18 protein-coding genes are annotated in these 19,051 nt (G+C 65.1%); 8 read left to right on the top strand and 10 right to left on the bottom strand.

From position 1 onward, the window contains the following. Positions 1-98 precede the first annotated feature (98 nt). The 3 genes from XH79_RS30095 to XH79_RS30105 all read left to right on the top strand — a co-directional run bounded on the left by XH79_RS30095 (position 99) and on the right by XH79_RS30105 (position 3,649). Positions 99-1,067: a hypothetical protein gene (locus XH79_RS30095; protein ID WP_271583977.1), complete on the top strand. Its 969-nt coding sequence runs from the start codon at positions 99-101 to the stop codon at positions 1,065-1,067. Positions 1,068-1,272: 205 nt separating this feature from the next. Further along, positions 1,273-1,971, top strand: a complete 699-nt coding sequence (locus XH79_RS30100; RefSeq protein WP_212343429.1) for a cysteine hydrolase family protein — start codon at positions 1,273-1,275, stop codon at positions 1,969-1,971. Positions 1,972-1,981: 10 nt separating this feature from the next. Next, the gene (locus XH79_RS30105) at positions 1,982-3,649 is read left to right on the top strand and encodes a regulator (RefSeq protein WP_271583978.1); all 1,668 of its coding nucleotides are present in this window, start codon (positions 1,982-1,984) and stop codon (positions 3,647-3,649) included. A gap of 60 nt (positions 3,650-3,709) precedes the next feature. Here the strand turns inward: XH79_RS30105 and XH79_RS30110 are convergent, their stop codons facing one another. The 10 genes from XH79_RS30110 to XH79_RS30155 form a co-directional block, all read right to left on the bottom strand. Beyond that, on the bottom strand, positions 3,710-4,534 hold the full coding sequence (locus tag XH79_RS30110) for a carbohydrate ABC transporter permease (protein ID WP_271583979.1): 825 nt from the start codon (positions 4,532-4,534) through the stop codon (positions 3,710-3,712). Beyond that, positions 4,531-5,469 carry a carbohydrate ABC transporter permease gene (locus tag XH79_RS30115; RefSeq protein WP_271583980.1) on the bottom strand — a complete coding sequence of 313 codons (939 nt, stop codon included), beginning with the start codon at positions 5,467-5,469 and terminating at the stop codon, positions 4,531-4,533. Before XH79_RS30115 ends, XH79_RS30110 begins: the two co-directional genes overlap by 4 nt. Then, entirely contained in the window at positions 5,466-6,791 is a 1,326-nt protein-coding gene (locus XH79_RS30120; RefSeq protein ID WP_271583981.1) for an ABC transporter substrate-binding protein, read from the bottom strand. The genes XH79_RS30115 and XH79_RS30120 overlap by 4 nt, the downstream gene beginning before the upstream one ends. Before the next feature lie 79 nt (positions 6,792-6,870). Beyond that, on the bottom strand, positions 6,871-7,650 hold the full coding sequence (soxA, locus tag XH79_RS30125) for a sulfur oxidation c-type cytochrome SoxA (RefSeq protein WP_271583982.1): 780 nt from the start codon (positions 7,648-7,650) through the stop codon (positions 6,871-6,873). Beyond that, a complete protein-coding gene (soxZ, locus tag XH79_RS30130) occupies positions 7,647-7,964 on the bottom strand; it encodes a thiosulfate oxidation carrier complex protein SoxZ (protein WP_212343435.1) in 318 nt (105 codons plus the stop codon). The genes soxA and soxZ overlap by 4 nt, the downstream gene beginning before the upstream one ends. Beyond that, positions 7,964-8,431: a SoxY-related AACIE arm protein gene (locus XH79_RS30135; protein ID WP_212343436.1), complete on the bottom strand. Its 468-nt coding sequence runs from the start codon at positions 8,429-8,431 to the stop codon at positions 7,964-7,966. Before XH79_RS30135 ends, soxZ begins: the two co-directional genes overlap by 1 nt. Before the next feature lie 4 nt (positions 8,432-8,435). After that, positions 8,436-8,888, bottom strand: coding sequence for a sulfur oxidation c-type cytochrome SoxX (gene soxX, locus XH79_RS30140; protein WP_271583983.1), 453 nt, complete (start codon positions 8,886-8,888; stop codon positions 8,436-8,438). Continuing rightward, entirely contained in the window at positions 8,881-10,164 is a 1,284-nt protein-coding gene (locus XH79_RS30145) for an NAD(P)/FAD-dependent oxidoreductase (protein ID WP_271583984.1), read from the bottom strand. The genes soxX and XH79_RS30145 overlap by 8 nt, the downstream gene beginning before the upstream one ends. Before the next feature lie 47 nt (positions 10,165-10,211). Continuing rightward, positions 10,212-12,398, bottom strand: coding sequence for a xanthine dehydrogenase family protein molybdopterin-binding subunit (locus XH79_RS30150; RefSeq protein WP_271583985.1), 2,187 nt, complete (start codon positions 12,396-12,398; stop codon positions 10,212-10,214). Positions 12,399-12,409: 11 nt separating this feature from the next. Next, positions 12,410-12,859 carry a (2Fe-2S)-binding protein gene (locus tag XH79_RS30155; protein WP_271583986.1) on the bottom strand — a complete coding sequence of 150 codons (450 nt, stop codon included), beginning with the start codon at positions 12,857-12,859 and terminating at the stop codon, positions 12,410-12,412. Between the two features lie 269 nt (positions 12,860-13,128). Here XH79_RS30155 and XH79_RS30160 point away from each other — a divergent pair, with 269 nt between their 5' ends. From XH79_RS30160 to XH79_RS30180, 5 genes are all read left to right on the top strand, one after another. After that, a complete protein-coding gene (locus XH79_RS30160) occupies positions 13,129-13,383 on the top strand; it encodes a hypothetical protein (RefSeq protein ID WP_018646167.1) in 255 nt (84 codons plus the stop codon). Between the two features lie 85 nt (positions 13,384-13,468). Continuing rightward, complete coding sequence (locus XH79_RS30165; protein ID WP_271584344.1) at positions 13,469-14,527, top strand: radical SAM protein; 1,059 nt, start codon at positions 13,469-13,471, stop codon at positions 14,525-14,527. Then, positions 14,524-16,470, top strand: coding sequence for a RiPP maturation radical SAM C-methyltransferase (locus XH79_RS30170; RefSeq protein ID WP_271583987.1), 1,947 nt, complete (start codon positions 14,524-14,526; stop codon positions 16,468-16,470). The genes XH79_RS30165 and XH79_RS30170 overlap by 4 nt, the downstream gene beginning before the upstream one ends. Further along, positions 16,467-17,627 carry a radical SAM protein gene (locus XH79_RS30175; protein ID WP_271583988.1) on the top strand — a complete coding sequence of 387 codons (1,161 nt, stop codon included), beginning with the start codon at positions 16,467-16,469 and terminating at the stop codon, positions 17,625-17,627. Before XH79_RS30170 ends, XH79_RS30175 begins: the two co-directional genes overlap by 4 nt. Further along, the gene (locus XH79_RS30180; RefSeq protein WP_271583989.1) at positions 17,624-19,039 is read left to right on the top strand and encodes a hypothetical protein; all 1,416 of its coding nucleotides are present in this window, start codon (positions 17,624-17,626) and stop codon (positions 19,037-19,039) included. Before XH79_RS30175 ends, XH79_RS30180 begins: the two co-directional genes overlap by 4 nt. Positions 19,040-19,051 lie beyond the last annotated feature (12 nt).

Raw genomic sequence — 19,051 nt, forward strand, 5'->3', positions numbered from 1 at the left:
GCGGGTGTTGCCAGTCAAAAGCATGGACCACCGAAGTCAATATCGCTGGCCGCATCCGTGGCGGTCCTGTTAGTCATGGCTGCCTGTGGAGGAAAGCCATGACTGCAAACGCATTCGGAACCGAGATCACCGAGACCGCCGAGGCGCTGATCGGGCCGTGGCGCAAGCCGCGCCAGATGCTTCAGGCGCAAACCTACGATGCGCACGCCTCCATCCATGACGATGCCACCGCCCAGAAGCTCGGCTTCAAGGGCGGCACCATCGAAGGCCCGACGCATTTCAGCCAGTTCGCCCCGCTCGGCGCGCGGCTGTGGGGGCAGGCCTGGTTCGAGAGCGGCTGCCTGTCCGCGCATTATCGCAGCGTCTGCTACGAGGGCGAGGAAGTGCAGGCGATCCTGTCGAAGCCGCTGCCCGGCACAAGCCAATGCCAGATCCAGATGGTGAAGCGCGACGGCACCGAGGTGCTGCGCGGGACGGCCTCGGTCGGGGATGCACAGGTTGCGACTGCGCTCGAGACGCGTCTTGGCGAGCTCAAGCCGCTCACCGATCCCGTCATCCTGCGCGACGTGAAGGTGGCGCAGACGAGCAAGCGGCAGACGGTGCGGATGGCATTCGACCAGAACATGGGCGACCTCTATCCGTTCTCCCTGAGACAAAAGCTCGCGGTCATCACCGAGAGCTCGCCGTACTATTCGGGCGCGGACAATGCTTTTGCGAATCCTTGGCGCAGGCCGATCATCCCGATGGAGATGCTGAGCGTGCTGTTCCAGTACCGCTCCAAGGAGGATCCGCTGCCGGCCAGGGGACCGGCCGTCGGTCTGTTCGCCGACCAGGAGATCCGCCTGGTGAAGGGCCCGCTCTTTGTCGACGAGGAATATGAAGTCGAGCGCGAGGTGGTCGCGCTCTCCGGCAGCCGCCGCACCGAAAGCGCCTGGGCAAAGACGCGCGTGTTCGACAAGGCGGGTACGGTGGTGGCGACGATGCTGCTCAACATGGCGACGCTGAAGGACTCCTATGCGCCGTATGAGGAGGAGTATCGGCGGCTGTACGGAGATACTGCCCGCTAAAAAAGCGGGCTCGGCCGTCGCTCATGCTTTGAGCAAATGCACGCCGTAAAGCCGTCGCACAGCGAATAAGCAGACCCGCGCTCCTCCGATAACATTCTGACAGCGCAGTAAATTTCCGCGCGCCGTCGGTCCGATCGTTATTGTACACAATGGCACGGCGCTTGCAGAACTCCTGGCAAAGAGAGTTCTCGTGGGGGCCTGCGTCATGTTGAACTCAGCCAAGCCGACACCGGGCGTCATCAGCGCCGAGCCCGAGCCGATCAAGCTCGACTGGCCCGCCACCGCGCTTCTCATCATCGACATGCAGCGCGACTTCATGGAGCCCGGCGGCTTCGGCGAGACGCTGGGCAATGACGTCAGCCAGCTCGCGCGCGCGGTGAAGCCGATCGGCGCCGTGCTGAAGGCGGCGCGCGACACCGGGATGCTGGTGATCCACACCCGCGAGGGCCATCTGCCTGACCTGTCCGATGCACCGCCGGCGAAGGTCGAGCGCGGCGCGCCGTCCCTGCGCATCGGCGATCCCGGCCCGATGGGCCGCATCCTCATTCGCGGCGAGGCCGGCCACGACATCATCCCCGAGCTCTATCCGCTCGACAGCGAGGTCGTGATCGACAAGCCCGGCAAGGGCGCGTTCTACGCCACCGAGCTCACGGACGTGCTGGAGAAATACGGCATCGAAAATCTCCTGGTGTGCGGCGTCACCACTGAAGTGTGCGTCAACACCACCGTGCGCGAAGCCAACGACCGCGGTTATCGCTGCGTCGTCATTTCGGACGGCTGCGCATCGTACTTCCCCGAGTTTCACGAGATGGGCCTGAGGATGATCAAGGCCCAGGGCGGCATCTTCGGCTGGGTCGCGGACTCAGCCGCAGTTCTGGAGGCAATGAAAGTTTCGACCACATAGGGGTATTATCATGAGCACATTGACGGGGACGGCCGGCAAATCTGATCTGAGCAAGTCCGATTTCAAGCCGGCACTATGGACATCGGGCGACTGGAACGCGTTTTTCGGCTTCGGCACCAACATCCTCGTCAACATGCTCGTGCTCACGGGCCTGTTGCGCTTCGTGCTGAAGATGCCTGACAGCCTCGTGTTCGGCCGCATCCTGCCCGCGCTCGGGCTGATGATGTGCCTGTCCACCTTCTATTATGCGTATCTCGCCTATCGCCTCGCGCAGAAGACCGGCCGCGACGATGTCTGCGCGCTGCCGTCGGGCGTCAGCGTGCCGCACATGTTCATCGTCACTTTCGTGATCATGCTGCCGATCACGCTCAAGACCGGCGATCCGCTCAAGGGCTGGTCGGCCGGTCTCGTCTGGGTGTTCTTCCAGAGCTTCATCCTCATGATCGGCGGCTTCATTGCCCCGTTCATTCGAAAAATCACGCCGCGTGCGGCGTTGCTCGGCACGCTCGCCGGCGTCTCCGTCACCTTCATCTCGATGCGGCCTGCACTTGAGATGTACATGACGCCGCAGATCGGTCTCGTCTGCTTCGCCATCATCCTGGTGAGCTGGTTCGGCGGCGTGAAATACTGGCGCGGCATTCCCGCGGGCCTCGTCGCCATTGCGGCCGGCATGATCATCGCCTGGGGCTCGAACCTGTTCGGGCTTGGCCTCGGCGGGTTGAGCATTGCGGGCGTTGGCGCAGCCTTCGCGAACTTCGGCTTCTCGGTGCCGATTCCCGCCGTGGGCTACGTCTTCTCCGGCTTCGAATTTCTCGGCATCATCCTCGTCACGGCCATTCCGTTCGGCATCTACGACCTCGTCGAGGCCATGGACAATGTCGAGAGCGCGGAAGCGGCCGGCGACGAATATCCGACCACGCGCGTGCTCACCGCCGACGGCGTCGTCAGCCTAATCGGCTGCCTGATGGGCAATCCCTTCATCAACGCGGTCTATATCGGTCATCCCGGCTGGAAGGCGATGGGCGGCCGCATCGGCTATTCGGCCGCGACCGGCATCATGGTGGTGGTGCTGGCCTGGTTCGGCATCATCTCGGTGCTGCTGGCGCTGGTGCCCGTTGTCGCGATCTCGCCGATCCTGCTCTATATCGGCATGCTCATCGGCGCGCAGGCGTTCCAGACCACGCCGGTCAAGCACGCGCCCGCGATCGTGCTGGCGCTGACGCCGCATCTGGCGGCCTGGGCCAAGCTCCAGATCGACACCATGCTGGCCTCGACCATGAGTGCGGCGGCAACCGTCGGCGGCATGGCGGCCGACAAGGCCGACGCGGTCAAGACGGCTGCGGTCGCGGCGCTGCCGCAGCAGGGCGTATTCTATCACGGCCTCGAGGTGATGGGCGGCGGCTCCATTCTCGGCGGCCTCATCCTCGGCGCGATCGGCGTCTTCATCATCGAGCGCGATTTCGAGAAGGCCTCGGCGTTCGCTCTGGTCGGTGCGGTGCTGACCTATTTCGGCTTCATGCACGGCGAAGCCGTCGGCATCGGCGGCGGCTTCGGCGTCACGCCCGCAGTGGCATTTGCCTACGCCGTGATGGCGGCCGGACTGTTCGCGGCGAGCAAGCTCGGCACCACCGAGCACTACGCCGCGCATCCGGAGATGCACGCCGCGCCGGCGGAGTAGGAACGGACGACAGCAACAAAACCGGCCGGGCGACGTCGTGTCGCCCGGCCGTTTCATCTGTTATCCGCCCTTCACAGCCCCCGCCGTCAGTCCGGCGACGATCTGCCTCTGCGCCAGCACCGTCAGCAGCAGCACCGGGAAGGTGACGATCAGCGCGGCGGCGGCCAGCGGTCCCCAGCTCAGCTGGTCGAACGAGATCATGTTGTAGACCGCGACGGGCAGGGTGCGCGTCTCGCGCCCGGCCAGTACGATGCCGAACACAAAATTGTTCCAGGAGAAGATCACGGCGAGGATGAAGGCGACCGCGACGCCGGGCTTTGCGATCGGCAGCGCGACGTGGCGGAACACCTGCCAGCGGCTGGCGCCGTCGATCAGGGCGGCTTCCTCCAACTCCATCGGCGTCGTCTCGAAATAGCCGATCATGATCCAGATCACGATCGGCACGGTCACGACGAGATGGATGATGATCTGCGGCACCAGCGTGCCGAGCAGACCGAGCCACTGGAACAGCAGGAACAGCGGGATCAGGTAGGACAGGCCCGGCGTGATGCGGGCGATCAGGATCACGATCGCGGATTTATGCGCGGCCATGCGCGCGATGCCGTAGCCGGCGGGGACCCCGACGATGAGCGCCAGCACGGTCGCGCTGCCGGTGACGATCAGGCTGTTCATGAAATAGGTCAGGAAGCGGTTGGAGGCGAGCACGTCGGCATAGTTCTTCCAGGCGATGCGATCCGGAAAGAACACCGGCGGGTAGGCGGCATTGTCGACCTCGAACTTGAGCGACAGCGAGATCATCCAGAGGAAGAACAGGATCGCCGGCGAGACGATGATGAAGACGGAGAGCCACAGGCCGATTTTGCCGATGATCTGACGGGGTGTCATGCGCCCCTCGCGATTTCGGTCCACAGCATGCGCTGGCGGGCGTAAAGCATCACCGCCGCGAGCAGGACAATCAGCAGGAAGAACACGACCGCGATCGCCGAGCCGTAGCCGAGGTCGTAATAGGTGAAGGCGACGCTGTAGAGGTAGATGTTGATGGTCTCCGAGGCCGACCCCGGTCCGCCTTGCGTGATCGCGAAGATGATGTCGAAGCTCTTCACCGCGTCGATCATGCGGATCATGCCGGCGATGAACAGGAACGGCATGATCAGCGGCAGCGTGATGAAGCGGAACACCTGCCAGAAGCTGGCGCCGTCGATCTGCGCGCTCTCGTAAGGCTCTGTCGGGATCGCGGCGAGGCCGCCGAGCACGATCAGCATCACCAGCGGCGTCCATTGCCAGGTCTCGACCAGCACCAGCGAGGGAATCACGGTTGCGGGGTGAAAGACCCAGAGCTGTGCGGGGATCCCGACCAGCGACAGCAGATAGTTCAGCACGCCGAGCTGCGGGTGGAACATCATGGTCCAGACCAGCGCGATCGCCACCGGCGTCGCCATCATCGGCATGATGAAGACGCCGCGCAGAAATCCGCGGCCGGCAAAGTTCTGGTGAAACACCACGGCCGAGAGCGTGCCGAGGATCAGGGGCAGCACCACCGACAGCACGGTGTAGACCAGCGTGTGGCCCACCGCCTCGAGAAAGCGCGGATCGCTCGTGAGCCGCAGATAGTTGGAGAACCCGACGAAGGTGGTCGGCGAGCCGACCTTCCATTCGTTCAGGCTCATCCAGATGGTGAAGACCCACGGGAAGATGATGATCGCGAGCACGACGACCAGCGCAGGCACCACGAAGGGCCAGTAGGACGGCGGCCGCAGCTCCTTCTCCGGCGCGGCATCAGACTGAGCCGCGGCCGGAGTCGATTGTGTCAACGCACTCACGCTTTTTCACTGCGCTCCAGGATCGGCCGGAACTGCTCGTGGGCTTTTTTCAGCTCAGTGGCGGGGTCGGTACCTGTGATGGTCGAGGTAATTGCGGCGCCGACAAGATCGCGGAATTCGGCGACCGGGATGATCACGGGCAGGCCCAGCTTGCTGATCTTGGCGGAATCGATCACCGACTGCAGCCATTCCTTGGGCATCTTTACGCCGCTCTGGACCTCGGGGTCATTCAGGATCGAGTTGCGGAACGGCACGCCGCCGCCGGCCTGCAGCAGCCGTGCGCCCTGCTTCTTCGAGACCACCCACTGGCAAAGCAGATAGGCGGCTTCCTTGTTCTTGCTCGCCGCGGCAATGCCGATGCCGTCACCATAGGTGGCCGAATATTGCCCCTTCGGTCCGGCGGGGACGACGGTGTAGCCGACCTTGCCGACGACGCGCGAGGCCGCAGGATCTTCCAGCGGCGGCGCCCAGCCAACGCCGTCGATCCACATTGCCGAACGTCCTTGCGTGAACGAAGCCATCGACTCCATCCAGTTGAAGCCGACGACGCCGGGCGGAGCGACCTTCGTCAGCAGCGTCTGATAGAGCTTCGTCGCCGCGACCGCTTCCGGGCCATCGGTGAGGATATTGCCCTTGGCGTCGAGGAATTCGCCGCCATAGTTGAGGAAGAAGTTGGTCCACAACGTCATGTTGGCGTTGCGCAGGCCGCGCCCGACGAAGCCGTAGGTGCCGTCCTTGGCGTCGGTGAGCTTTTCGGCGGCCGAGACCATCTCGTCGAAGGTCTTGGGGACAGCGACGCCCTTTTTCTGAAACAGCTCCTTGTTGTAGTAGAGGATGAAATAGTCCACCGACCAGGGCAGCGACAGCATCTGGCCCTTGTCGTTCTTGGCGTATTGCAGGCCGGCGGCCGAGAAATCGCTTTCGACGAGATCCGGTGCGGTCAGCGTCGGGTCCTTCATGAACGGCGTCATGTCTGCGAGCCAGCCGGCTTTCTCGAACTGCCGCTTCTGCACGTGATAGCTGAGATGCACGACGTCGAAGCTCGGCCGTCCCGAGGTGAGCTCGATCACGACCTTCTGGCGCTGTTGCTGCTCGGGAATCTGCTCGGACTCGACCTGGATGCCGGTGAGTTCGGTGAACTCCTTGATGTTCTTTTGCAGGTTGTCGCCGCGCGGACCCTTGGCGAGGATCACCTCCAGCTTGGTCCCGGCGTATTTCTTCCAGTTGACCTCGGCGCGCGCGGGCAATCCGGTCAGGCTGAGCGCGCCGGTTGCGGCGGTGCCCTTAAGCAGCGTGCGGCGCGAGATGTTGTGGTTGGCCAATGCAGTCCCTCCCTCTGACTCATTTTCTTTGGAAGGGATACTAGCGGCCGTACCACGCCTGCCTAGTCCTAATCTACGATCAGGGACGTACGGCCGGCGTCTCCATCGGCAGGCCGCGCGCCCGCGACATCAGGTACAGTTCGAGCGCGACGAGCTCGGGCGAGCCGTAATCAAAGGCCTGGGCGCGAACGCCGCTCATGCAGCTGCGCAACCGGCGCTCGATCGACCCCAGCGTCTGCCACTCCAGGCGGTAGAGCGGATAGCCGGTCGGCTGCGCTTGCGTGATCGGCGCGCCCGCGAGGCGCTTGTCGAAGTTGTCGTCGTGGCAGTTGGTGCAGGCGAGATTGAGCTGTCCCTCGCGCTGCACGAAGAGGTCGCGGCCCTGGTCGACGAATGGCTTGAGCCGCGGATCGTCGCCCGCGGCGATCGGAATGCCGCGCGACTGGTGGCCGACGAAGGCGGACAGGGCCAGAAGGTCACGGCTCTCGTAAGGTAGCGGCGGTGCCTGCTGATGATTGGCCCGGCAGAGATTGATGCGCTGGTTGAGCGTGACGGGACGCGCCAGCGCGTTGTCGAAGGCGGGATAGCGCGCCGCGACGCCCTTCATGCTGCTGCGCGCATCGCCATGACAATCCGCGCAGGCCTTGCCGGCGTCGCCCGTCTTCTTGCTCCAGAGCGTCTCGCCGTCGAGCACGAACAGCATGCCCGGATTGGACGTGTCGTCGTCCTGCATGGCGCGCGTGTCCGGGCCCATGAACGAATAGCCGGAGCGGCGCGCATCGGGCGGGATTTCGCCGGCGAGCAGGGCGGGGCCCGTGACCAGCAGCATCGCCGCCGCTATCGCGCGCCAAAAAATCATTCGACCGTGATCGATGCGGAGGCGGTGGATGAATAGCCGTTGTCGCCGGTCCATTCGAACTCGAACTTGCCGCTCTCCTTCGCCACGGTGAAGAACGACAGATACGGATTCGCGGCGATCGCCGGAAACAGGTCGGCGCGGAAGATCTCGGCGCCGTTGTAGCGGCAGGTGAAGCTCGTGATGATATCGCGCGGCACCAGTCTGCCGTCCGCGGTGTGGCGGAAGCCGGTCTCCATGATGTGCGAGGTCAGGGTACGGATCTCGATGATGTCGCCGCGTTTCGCCTTTGCGGGAACGTTGATGAGCGCGGCCATCAGTTCATCTCCTCGGTGCAGGCGGCCAGCGTCACGACCACGTCGGCCATGGCCTGCCAGAAGGTGTCGTCGGACAACCGCGCGATCGCCACCACCTTCTGGGTGTCGGCGAGCCGGATCCTCGTCGAGACCTGGGCACGGCCGGAGGAGGGATTGAGATAGAAGTTGCCGATGTTCGGCTGCGGGTTCTTCTCGTTGAAGACGTGGATGCTCTTGACGTAGTCGGTCGCCGTCATCGGGCTGGCGACGCTCACCATCATCGGCACGGTATTGCCGTTCTCGACCAGCGGCGGAATGTCGAGCTTCACCCTGCCGGTGCGGATCGATGCCTCGCCGACGACGTTGCGGATCGCTGCGGTGAGCATCGCAGGCGTCGCCTCGAGCGGCCGCAGCGTGATGATCGGGATCGTCCCGGCAGCCGTGACGCCTCCGGCAAGGCTCAAAAATCGTCGTCGCGTGGTTGGCATGAGCCTAGTCCCGAAGCGTTGCAAGAAAAGCCACGATGTCCTCGATCTCCGCAGCCGACAAGATCGGCTTGCCGGCAAAATTGCGCCCGACGCGGACGAGGCCGTCGTTGCGATAATAGGATGGCATGATGGTCTCCGCATTGAAGCGGGACGCATCGACCAGCCGAAGCCGCAACTGGCTCGCCGACCACCGGTTCCCGGCGCCGGTGAGATCGGGCGCGAGGTCGCCCTGGAACCGTGTTTCCGGAAACGGACCGGAATGGCAGAGGATGCAGGTGGTCGTGCGCGCCAGCACCAGCGCGCGTCCGCGCGCGGCATCGCCGGGCGCGCCGGTGAGCGATTGCGGAATGCTGTCGCCGACGATCTTGTAGGGCACAAGCTCGTCAGCGCACGCATCGCGGGCAAAGGCGAGGCTGGCGGCGATCAGCGCTGCGATGTGCACGAATGCTCTAGCCAAAGGTGTCCGCCGTGATGGTTTGAAACCAGCGCTCGGCTTCAGTTGCTTCGCGCGCGCGCAATTCGCGCGGAGCATCGACCGGGCTCGTCGTGCCGCCTTCGACCTCGGCAAAGATATCGCCTCTGGGCTGGTAATTGCCGGCGAGCGAGAAGCCGTAACCGGGAGCGACGGTGTTGTAGCAGACGCCGGTCAGCCGCGGCGCCTCCGGTGCACCACCTGCGAGCAAAGCGACAATTACCGCGGCACAGGCCTTGCCTTGCGCGCTCGCAGCGGAGGCCGATTTCGGGATGCCGCCGCCGAGGCAGGCATCGCCGATGACGTGGATGTTCGGAACGAGCTTCGACTCGAAGGTCACAGGATCGATCGGGCACCAGCCGGTGTGGTCCGCTGCGCCCGCGATTTCGGCGATGCGCCCGGCACGCTGCGGCGGAATGACGTTGGCGACCTCAGGCGTGTAGTTGCCGAATTCGGTGACGATGGTCCTGGTCGCGGCATCGACCGAGGTCACGCGGCCGCCTTGCGACAGACCGATGCGCTCGATCATGTCACCGTAGAGCTCCTTCCACGCCTTCTCGAACAGCCGCTGCTGGGAGAAATTGTCCTTGGCGTCGAGGACCAGCACTTTCGAGCGCGGTTTCTTCGTCTTCAGGTAATACGCGATCAGGCTGGCGCGCTCGTAGGGCGCCGGCGGGCAGCGCGAGGGATTGGCGGGGATTGCAATGGCGACCGTGCCGCCGTCTTCCATTGCTTCCAGCTGCCTGCGCAGCAACAGCGTCTGCGCGCCGGCCTTCCAGGCATGCGGCATCTTTTCCGATGCGGTCTCGTCGTAGCCGGGCAGGGCCTCGACATGGAAGTCGATGCCGGGCGAGAGCACGAGACGGTCGTAAGGCAGCGCGACGCCGTCAGTCGTCATGACGCTGCGCCGGTCCGGCTCGATTGCGGTCACGGCCTGGCCGATCACGGTGATGCCATCCGCTGCGAGCTTGTCGTAGCCGAATCGCTGCGCGTCGATATCGCGCAGGCCCGCAATCACCTCGTTGCTGAAGGGACAGGAGGTGAAGATCGCGTTGGGTTCGATCAGGATGACCTGCAAATCTCCCTGCGCGCGCTTCAACGCGCGGGCGCAAGCCGCGCCGCCGAAACCGCCGCCGACCACGACGATACGTCCCGTGGATTGCGCGTACGAAATCGATGGCCGCACTAATGCTGCGGCCGCCATGGTGATGCCGAACACGGCATTGCGCCGTGTCACCGGGCGCGTGGTCATCAGGGGCATCTGGAAAGGGCTGCGGCGGCAATCTCTCGCCGCCGCAGCATGTTGCTTCAGGCGAAGGTGATGTTCTGGTCGCGCAGCGGCACCGAGCGGATGCGCTTGCCGGTCGCTGCGAAGTACGCGTTGAGCACCGCCGGCGCCGCGACGCCGATGGTCGGCTCGCCGACGCCGCCCCAGAATCCGCCGCTCGGCACCATCACCGATTCCACCTTCGGCATCTCGTTGATGCGCATCGAATTGTAGGTGTCGAAGTTGGTCTGCTCGATCTTGCCGTCCTTGACCGTGCAGCCGCCATAGAACAGCGCCGAGAGGCCATAGACGAAGGAGCCGGCGATCTGCCGCTCCACCTGCGCCGGATTGACGATGTAGCCGGGATCGGTGGAGGCGACGATGCGATGCACCTTGATCTTGCTGCCCTCGGTCACCGAGATCTCGGCAGCGCCCGCAACATAGCTGCCATAGCCCATCACCTGCGCGATGCCGCGATAGACGCCTTGCGGCGCCGGCGTGGTCCAGCCGATCTTCTCGGCGACCGCATTGAGCACCGCAAGATGCTTGGGATGGTTGCCCATCAGCTTGCGGCGGAACTCCAGGGGGTCCTGGCCTGCAGCATGGGCGAGCTCGTCCATGAAGCATTCCATGTAGATCGCGTTGTGATTGACGTTGACGCCGCGCCAGAAGCCCGGCGGGACGTGCGGATTGCGCATCGCATGCTCGACCAGAAGGTTCGGCACCGAATAGCCGATCGCGGCCTCGCCGGATTGGGCGACACCCTGGAATGCCGCCGGATCCATGCCGTTCTGCAGCGCTTCGGGGCGGAGCGAGAACAGGATCGATTGCCCCGACAAGCGGTAGTGCAGCGCGACGAGGTTGTTGTTGGCATCGAACGCGCCGGTCATCTTGCACTGGGTGATCGGGTGATACCGACCGTGCGCCATATCCTCTTCGCGCGACCACAGCAGCTTGACCGGTGTGCCCGGCATCTGCTTGGCGACCATGACCGCCTGGCGGACATAGTCGGTCTGGCCGCGCCGGCCGAAGCCGCCGCCGGGCATCACCTTGTGCACGTCGCACTTCTCCGCCGGCAGGCCGGAAGCCTCCAGCACCGCCGCGAAGGCGGCTTCGCCGTTCTGCGTGCCGCACCAGACCTCGCACTTGTCCGCGGTGTAGAGCGCGGTGGCGTTCATCGGCTCCATCGTGGCGTGGTTCTGGTAGGGATAGCTGTAGACAGCCTCGACCTTCTTCGCGGCTCCGGCGATTGCCGCCTTCGCGTCACCGTTCTTGTTGCCGACATAGGCGGGCTGCCCGTCGTCGAGGCCTTCGGCCAGCCATTTCGCGATCGACTCGCTGGAGACCTTGGCGTTGTCGCCCTCGTCCCAGACGATCGGCAGCGCCTCCAGCGCGGTCTTGGCGTGCCACCAGGTGTCGGCCACGACCGCGACCGCAGTATCGCCGACCTTGACGACCTTCTTGACGCCTTTCATGCCCGCGACCTTGGCCTCGTCATAGCTCTTCAGCTTGCCGCCGAACACCGGGCAGTCCTTGATCGCGGCGTTCAGCATGCCCGGCAGCTTGACGTCGATGCCGTAAGTCATGGCGCCGGTGGTCTTGTCGGCGGTGTCGAGCCGCAGCAGGCCTTTGCCGACGATGGTCCAGTCCTTGGGATCCTTGAGCTTGACGTCGGCTGGCGGCGTCAGCTTTGCGGCGGCCTCGGCGACCTTGCCGTAGGTCGTGGTCCGGCCCGATGCCTTATGGGTGATGACGCCCCTGGCCACGGTGCATTCGGAGGCCGGCACTTTCCACTCATTGGCGGCGGCCTCGATCAGCATCACGCGCGCGGTAGCGCCGCCCTTGCGGACATAGTCCTGCGAGGAGCGGATGCCGCGGCTGCCGCCGGTGGAGAAATCGCCCCAGACGCGCTTGCGGGCGACGCTCTGGCCGGGCGTCGGATATTCGGTCGTGACCTTGGACCAGTCGCATTCGAGCTCTTCGGCGACGAGCTGCGCGAGGCCGGTGAGCGAGCCCTGGCCCATCTCGGAGCGAGCGATACGGATCACGACGGTGTCGTCGGGCCTGACCACGACCCAGGCGCCGATCTCGGGCGATCCGTCGGCGGCGCGCACCACAGTGGGGCCGCCGAAGGGGATGTCGAGCCCGATTGCCAGGCCCGCGCCGACAGCAGCGCTGCCGATGACGAAGGCACGACGGTTCATCTTGGGAGAGACGTGCTTGTTCATGAGGCGGCTCCTTAGGCGCTTGCGATCGTATGGATCGCCTCGCGCACCTGCTGGAAGGTGCCGCAGCGGCAGATATTGGTGATGGCCTCGTCGATATCGGCATCGGTCGGCTTCGGCTTCTCGCTCAGCAGCGCCGCCACAGCCATGATCATGCCGCTCTGGCAATAGCCGCATTGAGGAACGTCCTTCGCGATCCAGGCTTCCTGCACCTTGTGCAGCGTGCCGCCGACGGCGAGCCCTTCGATCGTGGTGATCTTCTTGCCCTCGGCCTCGCTGACCGTGATCCCGCAGGAGCGCATCGCCACGCCGTCGAGGTGGACGGTGCAGGCGCCGCATTGTGCGATGCCGCAGCCGTATTTGGTGCCGGTCAGGCCGGCATTCTCGCGGATCGCCCAGAGCAGCGGCGTATCCGGCTCGACGTCGAGTGTGAAGGTTTTTCCGTTGATTGTTAGGTTTGCCATCGCAGTCCCCTGATTGGCCCAATCCACCGATTAGACTCAGGGGCGCAATGTGTCCGGCAAATTGGAACTGTTCAAATCAAGAGTCCGAGGGGTGGCCGTCAAAGAGATCGAAACGCGCGGGGAAGAATGTTGGGCGCGCGGTGTTGCGGCGTGTGAACGGCGGTGCATGGCCGCAGCGCTTAGCCGCACAGAATTAATTTGACTAACCCAGGGCGTTGTACAACCTTTGCGTTTGGTGGATCATTAGTCCATCCTAAGGGAGAAGTGCCATGGGCCGCATCGTCACGATTGATCTCGAAAAAGTTCTCGCGTCAGGTAACGATCTCAAAGCCAAGTCGCCTTCTGGACTCACGACACACGCAGACCTGCTCGGCCTTGCCAGCGACGTCAGCAAGGATCCCGTCTCGTATCTGAGCAGCGTTGGCGTTCAGCTCGACGACCAGACGGCGACGATGTTGCGGAGCAAGCTCGCCACGCGGAGCGGCGGCGTGCAGGCCGGAACGATCCATATCGACATCCTCTGATCCCGCGTCGGCAAATATCTCGTCGGCAGATCATGATGGCCGGCTGACCGGTTCGCCGGGCAGCCGGGATATGAGGTCGTCGGCCATGGCGTTCGGCGCACAATTCTTATCCGATTTTCGTGCGGCGAGGGTGACGCCCGCCAATCTCGTTCTCAACGTCACCCTGAAATGCCCGCTCAAATGCTCGCACTGCTGCTTTTCGTCTGACATGTTTCACGGCGGCCATCTGTCCGCCGCTGACGTCCATCGCTGCATTCGCCAGGCCGCAGAAATCCCGTCGATGGAGATCGTCCATTTCGTCGGTGGCGATCCGATGCTGCATGCCGATATCGTTGCCGAAGCCGTCGCGCTGGCGGCATCACTGGGCTTGCGCGCCGGTATCACCACGAGCGCATTCTGGGCCAAGTCGCCCGCGCGCGCGACGGCGGCCGTCCGGCGTTTGCGCACGGCCGGCCTCACCGAAATGACGTTGTCTTACGACGATCCCCATGCCGAGTTCGTGCCGCTCAATTTCATTGCTAATGCGGTGGCGGCAGCGCGCGAGTGCGGCCTGCTGCTTCGGATCGCGGTGGTGGTTGAAGCGGGCTCGAAGATCACCGCCGCGAGCCTGCGCGCCGATCTCGGTCTTCAGGACGAGCCCGGCGTCAACATCTATGAGACCGTCGCCAATTCGACGGGCCGCGGCGAGGGCACGGACGCGGATACGCAGGCCGGGCGCGTTCACCATGCCTCGGCCTATCGCGGTCCCTGTGAGTCCGTTCTTCATACGGTTACGGTCGATCATGAGGGCGGGATTCGGCCGTGTTGCGGCGTGCTGCCTCACTATGACTCGTTGAAGGTGGGGCATATCGAGAAGGAAGGGATTGAAGCCGCCATGCGCACGGCCGCGGACGACCCGCTCTATAGATGGATCCGGCTGGAAGGACCCGTCGCCATCCTCGCCGCTGTCACGGCCGACGACCCCGTGCCGATGCGCGCGGAGGACTTTGACGGCATCTGCACCGCATGCGATCGCATCTTCCGCTCGCCGGAGCTGTTGGCGCGGGTGCGCGAAGCTGCCGAAACGCGCCGCGGCCAGATCGAGACCTGCGAGATCCTGCTGGACGGACAACCGGTGCCTTCCAACATTGCGGCCGTCCCATGAGCGTCGATGTCCTCTTCTGCTCGGCGCCGGTGATGTCCGTGGTGCGGCCGTCGGCGGCGCTCGGCCTGTTGCAGGCGCTGCTGCGGCAGAGAGGCATTCGCGCCGAGACGCTCTATCTGAATTTGATGTTCGCCGACCGCGTCGGGCTCGATTTGAACGAGCAGCTTGCGGAGAAGCTCCCGAGCCAGCTCCTGGCCGGCGACTGGCTGTTTGCCGATTGCCTGGGCACGCGGCCCGACCGGCCGCAGGCGCAGCGCCACATCCGCGAGCTCGGCGCCGCCATCGCGCGCAAGGGGCTGGAGCAGCTCTACGAGATCCGCCGCGACCTGATCCCGTCTTTCGTCGCCGAGGCAGCCGACCGGCTGCTCGAGCGAAATCCCAAAATCATCGGCTTCACCTCGATGTTCGAGCAGACGGCGGCTTCGCTCGCGATTGCGGCCGCGGTCAAGGCGCGCGATCCGTCAGTCGTGGTCTGCTTCGGCGGCGCCAATTGCCACGGTCCGATGGGCGCGGTGCTGCTGAAGAATTTTGCGCAGATCGACTACGTCTTCAATGGCGAGGCCGATACCGTGTTCGGCCCGGCCGTGGAGGCGATCCTGCGCGGCGAACAGCCCCGCGGCCTGCCGGGATGCCTGTCGCGCGACCAGCCCGCAACGGGTGCAGCGGCCGGTCCGACCGCGATGGATGCGCTGCCGATTCCCGACTACGCCGATTATTTCGCGCAACTGGCCGGGCTGTCCGAAGCCGCGCGTGTGCGGCCCTCGATCCCGTTCGAGTCCTCGCGCGGTTGCTGGTGGGGCCAGAAACACCATTGCACATTCTGCGGCCTGAACGGGGAGGGCATGGCGTTCAGGGCCAAGTCGGCGCCGCGCGTGCTCGACGAGATCGAGACGCTGCATGCGCAGTTCGGGATCATCAGGTTCGCCGCGACCGACAATATCCTGGGCATGTCCCACATCGATGGCGTGCTGGGACAACTCGCCGAACGCCCGGCGCGCGGCTTCCGTTTCTTCTACGAGATCAAGGCCAACATGGACGAGGCGCAGCTCGAGACGCTGGCGCTTGCGGGGACGGTCTGGTTGCAGCCCGGAATCGAGAGCCTGTCGGATCCGGTGCTGCATCTCATGCGCAAGGGCGTGAGCGCTCTGCTCAATTTACGCCTGCTGCGCAATTGCCGCGAGCTCGGCGTCGGGCTGGTCTGGTCGATCCTCTACGGCTTCCCCGGAGAGCCGCCCGAGGCTTACGACACTGTCGCCGAGATGGTCCCGCTGCTGGAACATCTGCAGCCGCCGGTCGGCTGCGGCCGCATTCGGCTCGACCGCTTCAGCCCCAATTTCGAGCGCGCCGCAGAGATCGGTTTTCGCAATGTCACGCCGATGCCGGCCTATGGCGCGATCTACGACGTCCCGGACGAGGATCTCGCTAACCTTGCCTATTTCTTTGAGGGGGATGCGCCCGATGCTGCGTGTGAGCAGGACTTGGTGTTGCTCAAGGACGCGAGTGCTGCTTGGCGCGCGCGCTGGTTCGACCAGCCCTTTGCCCCGCAATTGGCGATGACGGCCGTCGGCACCGCGCATCTCGTCAGCGACACGCGGGCATGCGCGCTTCAGCCGTTCTATTGCCCGGCACCGGCCGAGATTGCCGTGCTCAATCTGCTGCGCAATCCCTGCACGCGGCCAAGCGCCGTTGCGCAGCTCGCCGATCGTTTCGATGCAGCGTCGGTCGAGGCCGCGATGGACGCGGTTTTGGCGCGGCGGTTCGCGGTCGAGATCGAGGGTCGGATGCTGTCGCTGGTCACGGAGGCCGGCCGCGAGATCTTTGACGCAGATGCCCGCGCCGAGTTTCCGCTCGGATTCGTCCTGCCACGCGAACGCACGGCTGTTCGCGCGGCCTTGTTGGACGTCCACGACGAGCCGGCAGACCTGGAACGGGTGCAGCCATGACCGTCGAAGTCCGTCCGCTCGGTGACAAGTGCAACATCAAGTGCCGCTACTGCTATCAGGAGGGCATCCGCACCGCCGGCAACGTTCCGACGCGCTACGATCTCGACGCGATCATGGCAACGCTGGACCGGCTGGCCGAGCCGTTCAGCCTGTTCGGCGGCGAGATCATGATGACGCGCCGGGCCGATCTGGAGCGCCTGATGCAGCTCGGCTTCGACCGTCACGGCGGTGTCGGCATGCAGACCAACGGCACGCTGATCGAGGAGCGCGACATCGAGCTCTTCAGGAAATATCGCGTGCGCATCGGCATCTCGATCGACGGACCGGGACCGCTCAACGATGCGCGCTGGGCCGGGAGCCTTCCGGCAACGCGGCGCGCGACCGCGCGGATCGAGGCCGCGATCGAGACACTGTGCCGGGAGGGTATGCCGCCGAACGTGATCGTGACGCTGAACCGGATGAACGCTGGGCCGGATCGGCTGGGCGTGCTGTGCGACTGGATCGGATTTTTGGGCGGGCTCGGTGTGCGCAAGCTGCGCCTGCATCTGCTGGAGCAGGACGAAACGGAAGCCGGCGAGGGTCTCGCACTCACCGCGCAGGAGAACCTGGCGGCGCTGCGGCGACTGCGCCGGCTCGAACGGGAGCTGCCATCGATCCAGTTCGACATCTTCGCCGAGATGGCCGCGATGCTCCGGGGTGACGACGCCCGCACCTCGTGCGTATTCCATGCCTGCGATCCCTATGCGACCCGCGCCGTGGTGGGCGTCGAGAGCGATGGCCGGCTCGGCAATTGCGGCCGAACCAACAAGGACGGCGTGACCCATCTGCGCGCGAGTCGCGAGGCGTTCGAGCGTCAGCTCTCGCTCTATCGCACGCCGCAGGCCGATGGCGGATGCCAGGGCTGCAGGTTCTTTCTGGCCTGCAAGGGCAATTGTCCGGGCACGGCGATCGGGGGAGACTGGCGGATGCGCTCGGTCGACTGCCCGGTATGGTTCGGTCTGTTCGAGGACATCGAGACCGAGCTTCAGGCGAACGGGGAAACCGTGATCAGCCGGTCGGACCGCCGCTCCGACCTCGAAGCCAAGATGATCGCGGCCTGGTCGATCGGTGACAATCCGACCTTGCATTCGCTGATCCAGCAGGTGGACGCACCATGACGTCCGCCTGGTTGACATGGCCGCGTCCTCCGCTTGCGGCGACCCCGCGCGAGCCTGTTGCCGCCAAGGCGGCTGCACAACGCATCAGCTTCAGCGGCCCGCAAGCCCGTACGCTCTGGCAGCCGCGTCTGGAACGTCTTCGGCATGCCGCGCTCGCGATCGAATTCGAGATGGTGCGCCAAGGGCGCCTTCCGGCGACGCTGGTGTGGACTGGCTATGATGGCGTCGATGCCTTGACGGAGCGGGCGCGCGCGATCGGTCTCGAAGCGAAGCCGCTCAAGGCCTCGCTCGGCTATGCCGCGGACTGGCCGCTTGAGGCATCGATCGACGAGCCGAAGAGGCTGCTCGACTATGCGTTCCTGATCGGTGCTCCGCCGCTCGATGCATTGATCGCGGGGCCTGCGGCGGATGGCCTGGAGCAAGCGGCGATGCGGTTCGGCTATCCCGCATGCTGCACAAGGTCCTGGGCGAATTACCTCCGGCACGGCGGAAGCGATCCGCTGGCGAGCCTTCTCGCGTGCGACGACAAGGCGCGAATGCCGGCTCACCTCGCGCTCGCGGTTCTGGGACTGGGGCCGGTACGGCACGCGCCGTGTTCGGCGCATTGTTCCGCGACGCGAGATCGTTCCCGCGCGTTCCTCGATCTCGGCCGCGAACTCGGATTTGTCGAAGAGATGGCATGGCTCGAAGAGATCGCCGATTGGGCCGTCGATGCCTCGCTGGTCAACGGCATCGCCGAGGTCACGACGGCGGCCTTCCGCTGCACGTGGCTCTCCGACGAGGGAACGGCGCGGGCTCGGCCGCTGCGTCACGCGGTGAGGCGCCCGGAAAAACGCAAGGCCGCGCCGGTCGAACCCGCGGACAACGCCAACATCCTCGCCGAACTCGGCAATGGATTTGAAGCGGCCGGATTCGAAAGCCCCTTCGCCATGCGCTCGCGCTTCAGCACGGTGGTGTGGGAGCAGACCGCCGCGTTGCGCCGCGCCACGTCAGCCGTGCATGTCGGGTGCCGCGACGGGCTCCTGCTGGAGCTGATCGCGCAGACGAGGCCCAAGCTGAGACTGTACGGCACCGAGGAAGATGCTGCGGCCGCGGAGGCCGCGCGCCGGTGCCTCGGCGCATCCTTGCCGGTGCTGGGCGGGTCCAGCATCGAGGCGCTTGCGGCGCTGTCGCGCCTTGTACCCGAAGGAATCGACCTCGCCTTCGTCGATCCGGAGCAGCTTGGCGGCCGCGACGCGCTGGCCGCGGTCCGCGCGATCGCAAAAACGGTGATCGTGATTGGCACCGACCGCTCGCTGCACCGGTTCAAGGACATGACTACGTATGCCGCAGCGATGGGGCTCGCCTTGTTGCCTGGACGGGCAGCGAGAGTCTCTGCGGCGCTCTCGCCGGCGAATGATCGCCTGCACTGACCGGTTCGAAGG

It is taken from the genome of Bradyrhizobium sp. CCBAU 45389 (genome assembly GCF_028128625.1).
Lineage (GTDB): Bacteria > Pseudomonadota > Alphaproteobacteria > Rhizobiales > Xanthobacteraceae > Bradyrhizobium > Bradyrhizobium liaoningense_B.

Excerpts from the sequence above, each read along its gene's own strand:
- XH79_RS30150 (WP_271583985.1), bottom strand. The coding sequence starts at position 12,398 with ATGAACAAGCACGTCTCTCCCAAGATGAACCGTCGTGCCTTCGTCATC.
- XH79_RS30180 (WP_271583989.1), top strand. The coding sequence starts at position 17,624 with ATGACGTCCGCCTGGTTGACATGGCCGCGTCCTCCGCTTGCGGCGACC.
- XH79_RS30170 (WP_271583987.1), top strand. The coding sequence starts at position 14,524 with ATGAGCGTCGATGTCCTCTTCTGCTCGGCGCCGGTGATGTCCGTGGTG.
- XH79_RS30110 (WP_271583979.1), bottom strand. The coding sequence starts at position 4,534 with ATGACACCCCGTCAGATCATCGGCAAAATCGGCCTGTGGCTCTCCGTC.
- XH79_RS30105 (WP_271583978.1), top strand. The coding sequence starts at position 1,982 with ATGAGCACATTGACGGGGACGGCCGGCAAATCTGATCTGAGCAAGTCC.
- XH79_RS30100 (WP_212343429.1), top strand. The coding sequence starts at position 1,273 with ATGTTGAACTCAGCCAAGCCGACACCGGGCGTCATCAGCGCCGAGCCC.
- XH79_RS30165 (WP_271584344.1), top strand. The coding sequence starts at position 13,469 with ATGGCGTTCGGCGCACAATTCTTATCCGATTTTCGTGCGGCGAGGGTG.
- soxA (WP_271583982.1), bottom strand. The coding sequence starts at position 7,650 with ATGATTTTTTGGCGCGCGATAGCGGCGGCGATGCTGCTGGTCACGGGC.
- XH79_RS30160 (WP_018646167.1), top strand. The coding sequence starts at position 13,129 with ATGGGCCGCATCGTCACGATTGATCTCGAAAAAGTTCTCGCGTCAGGT.
- XH79_RS30095 (WP_271583977.1), top strand. The coding sequence starts at position 99 with ATGACTGCAAACGCATTCGGAACCGAGATCACCGAGACCGCCGAGGCG.
- XH79_RS30175 (WP_271583988.1), top strand. The coding sequence starts at position 16,467 with ATGACCGTCGAAGTCCGTCCGCTCGGTGACAAGTGCAACATCAAGTGC.
- XH79_RS30155 (WP_271583986.1), bottom strand. The coding sequence starts at position 12,859 with ATGGCAAACCTAACAATCAACGGAAAAACCTTCACACTCGACGTCGAG.
- XH79_RS30145 (WP_271583984.1), bottom strand. The coding sequence starts at position 10,164 with ATGCCCCTGATGACCACGCGCCCGGTGACACGGCGCAATGCCGTGTTC.
- soxZ (WP_212343435.1), bottom strand. The coding sequence starts at position 7,964 with ATGGCCGCGCTCATCAACGTTCCCGCAAAGGCGAAACGCGGCGACATC.
- XH79_RS30135 (WP_212343436.1), bottom strand. The coding sequence starts at position 8,431 with ATGCCAACCACGCGACGACGATTTTTGAGCCTTGCCGGAGGCGTCACG.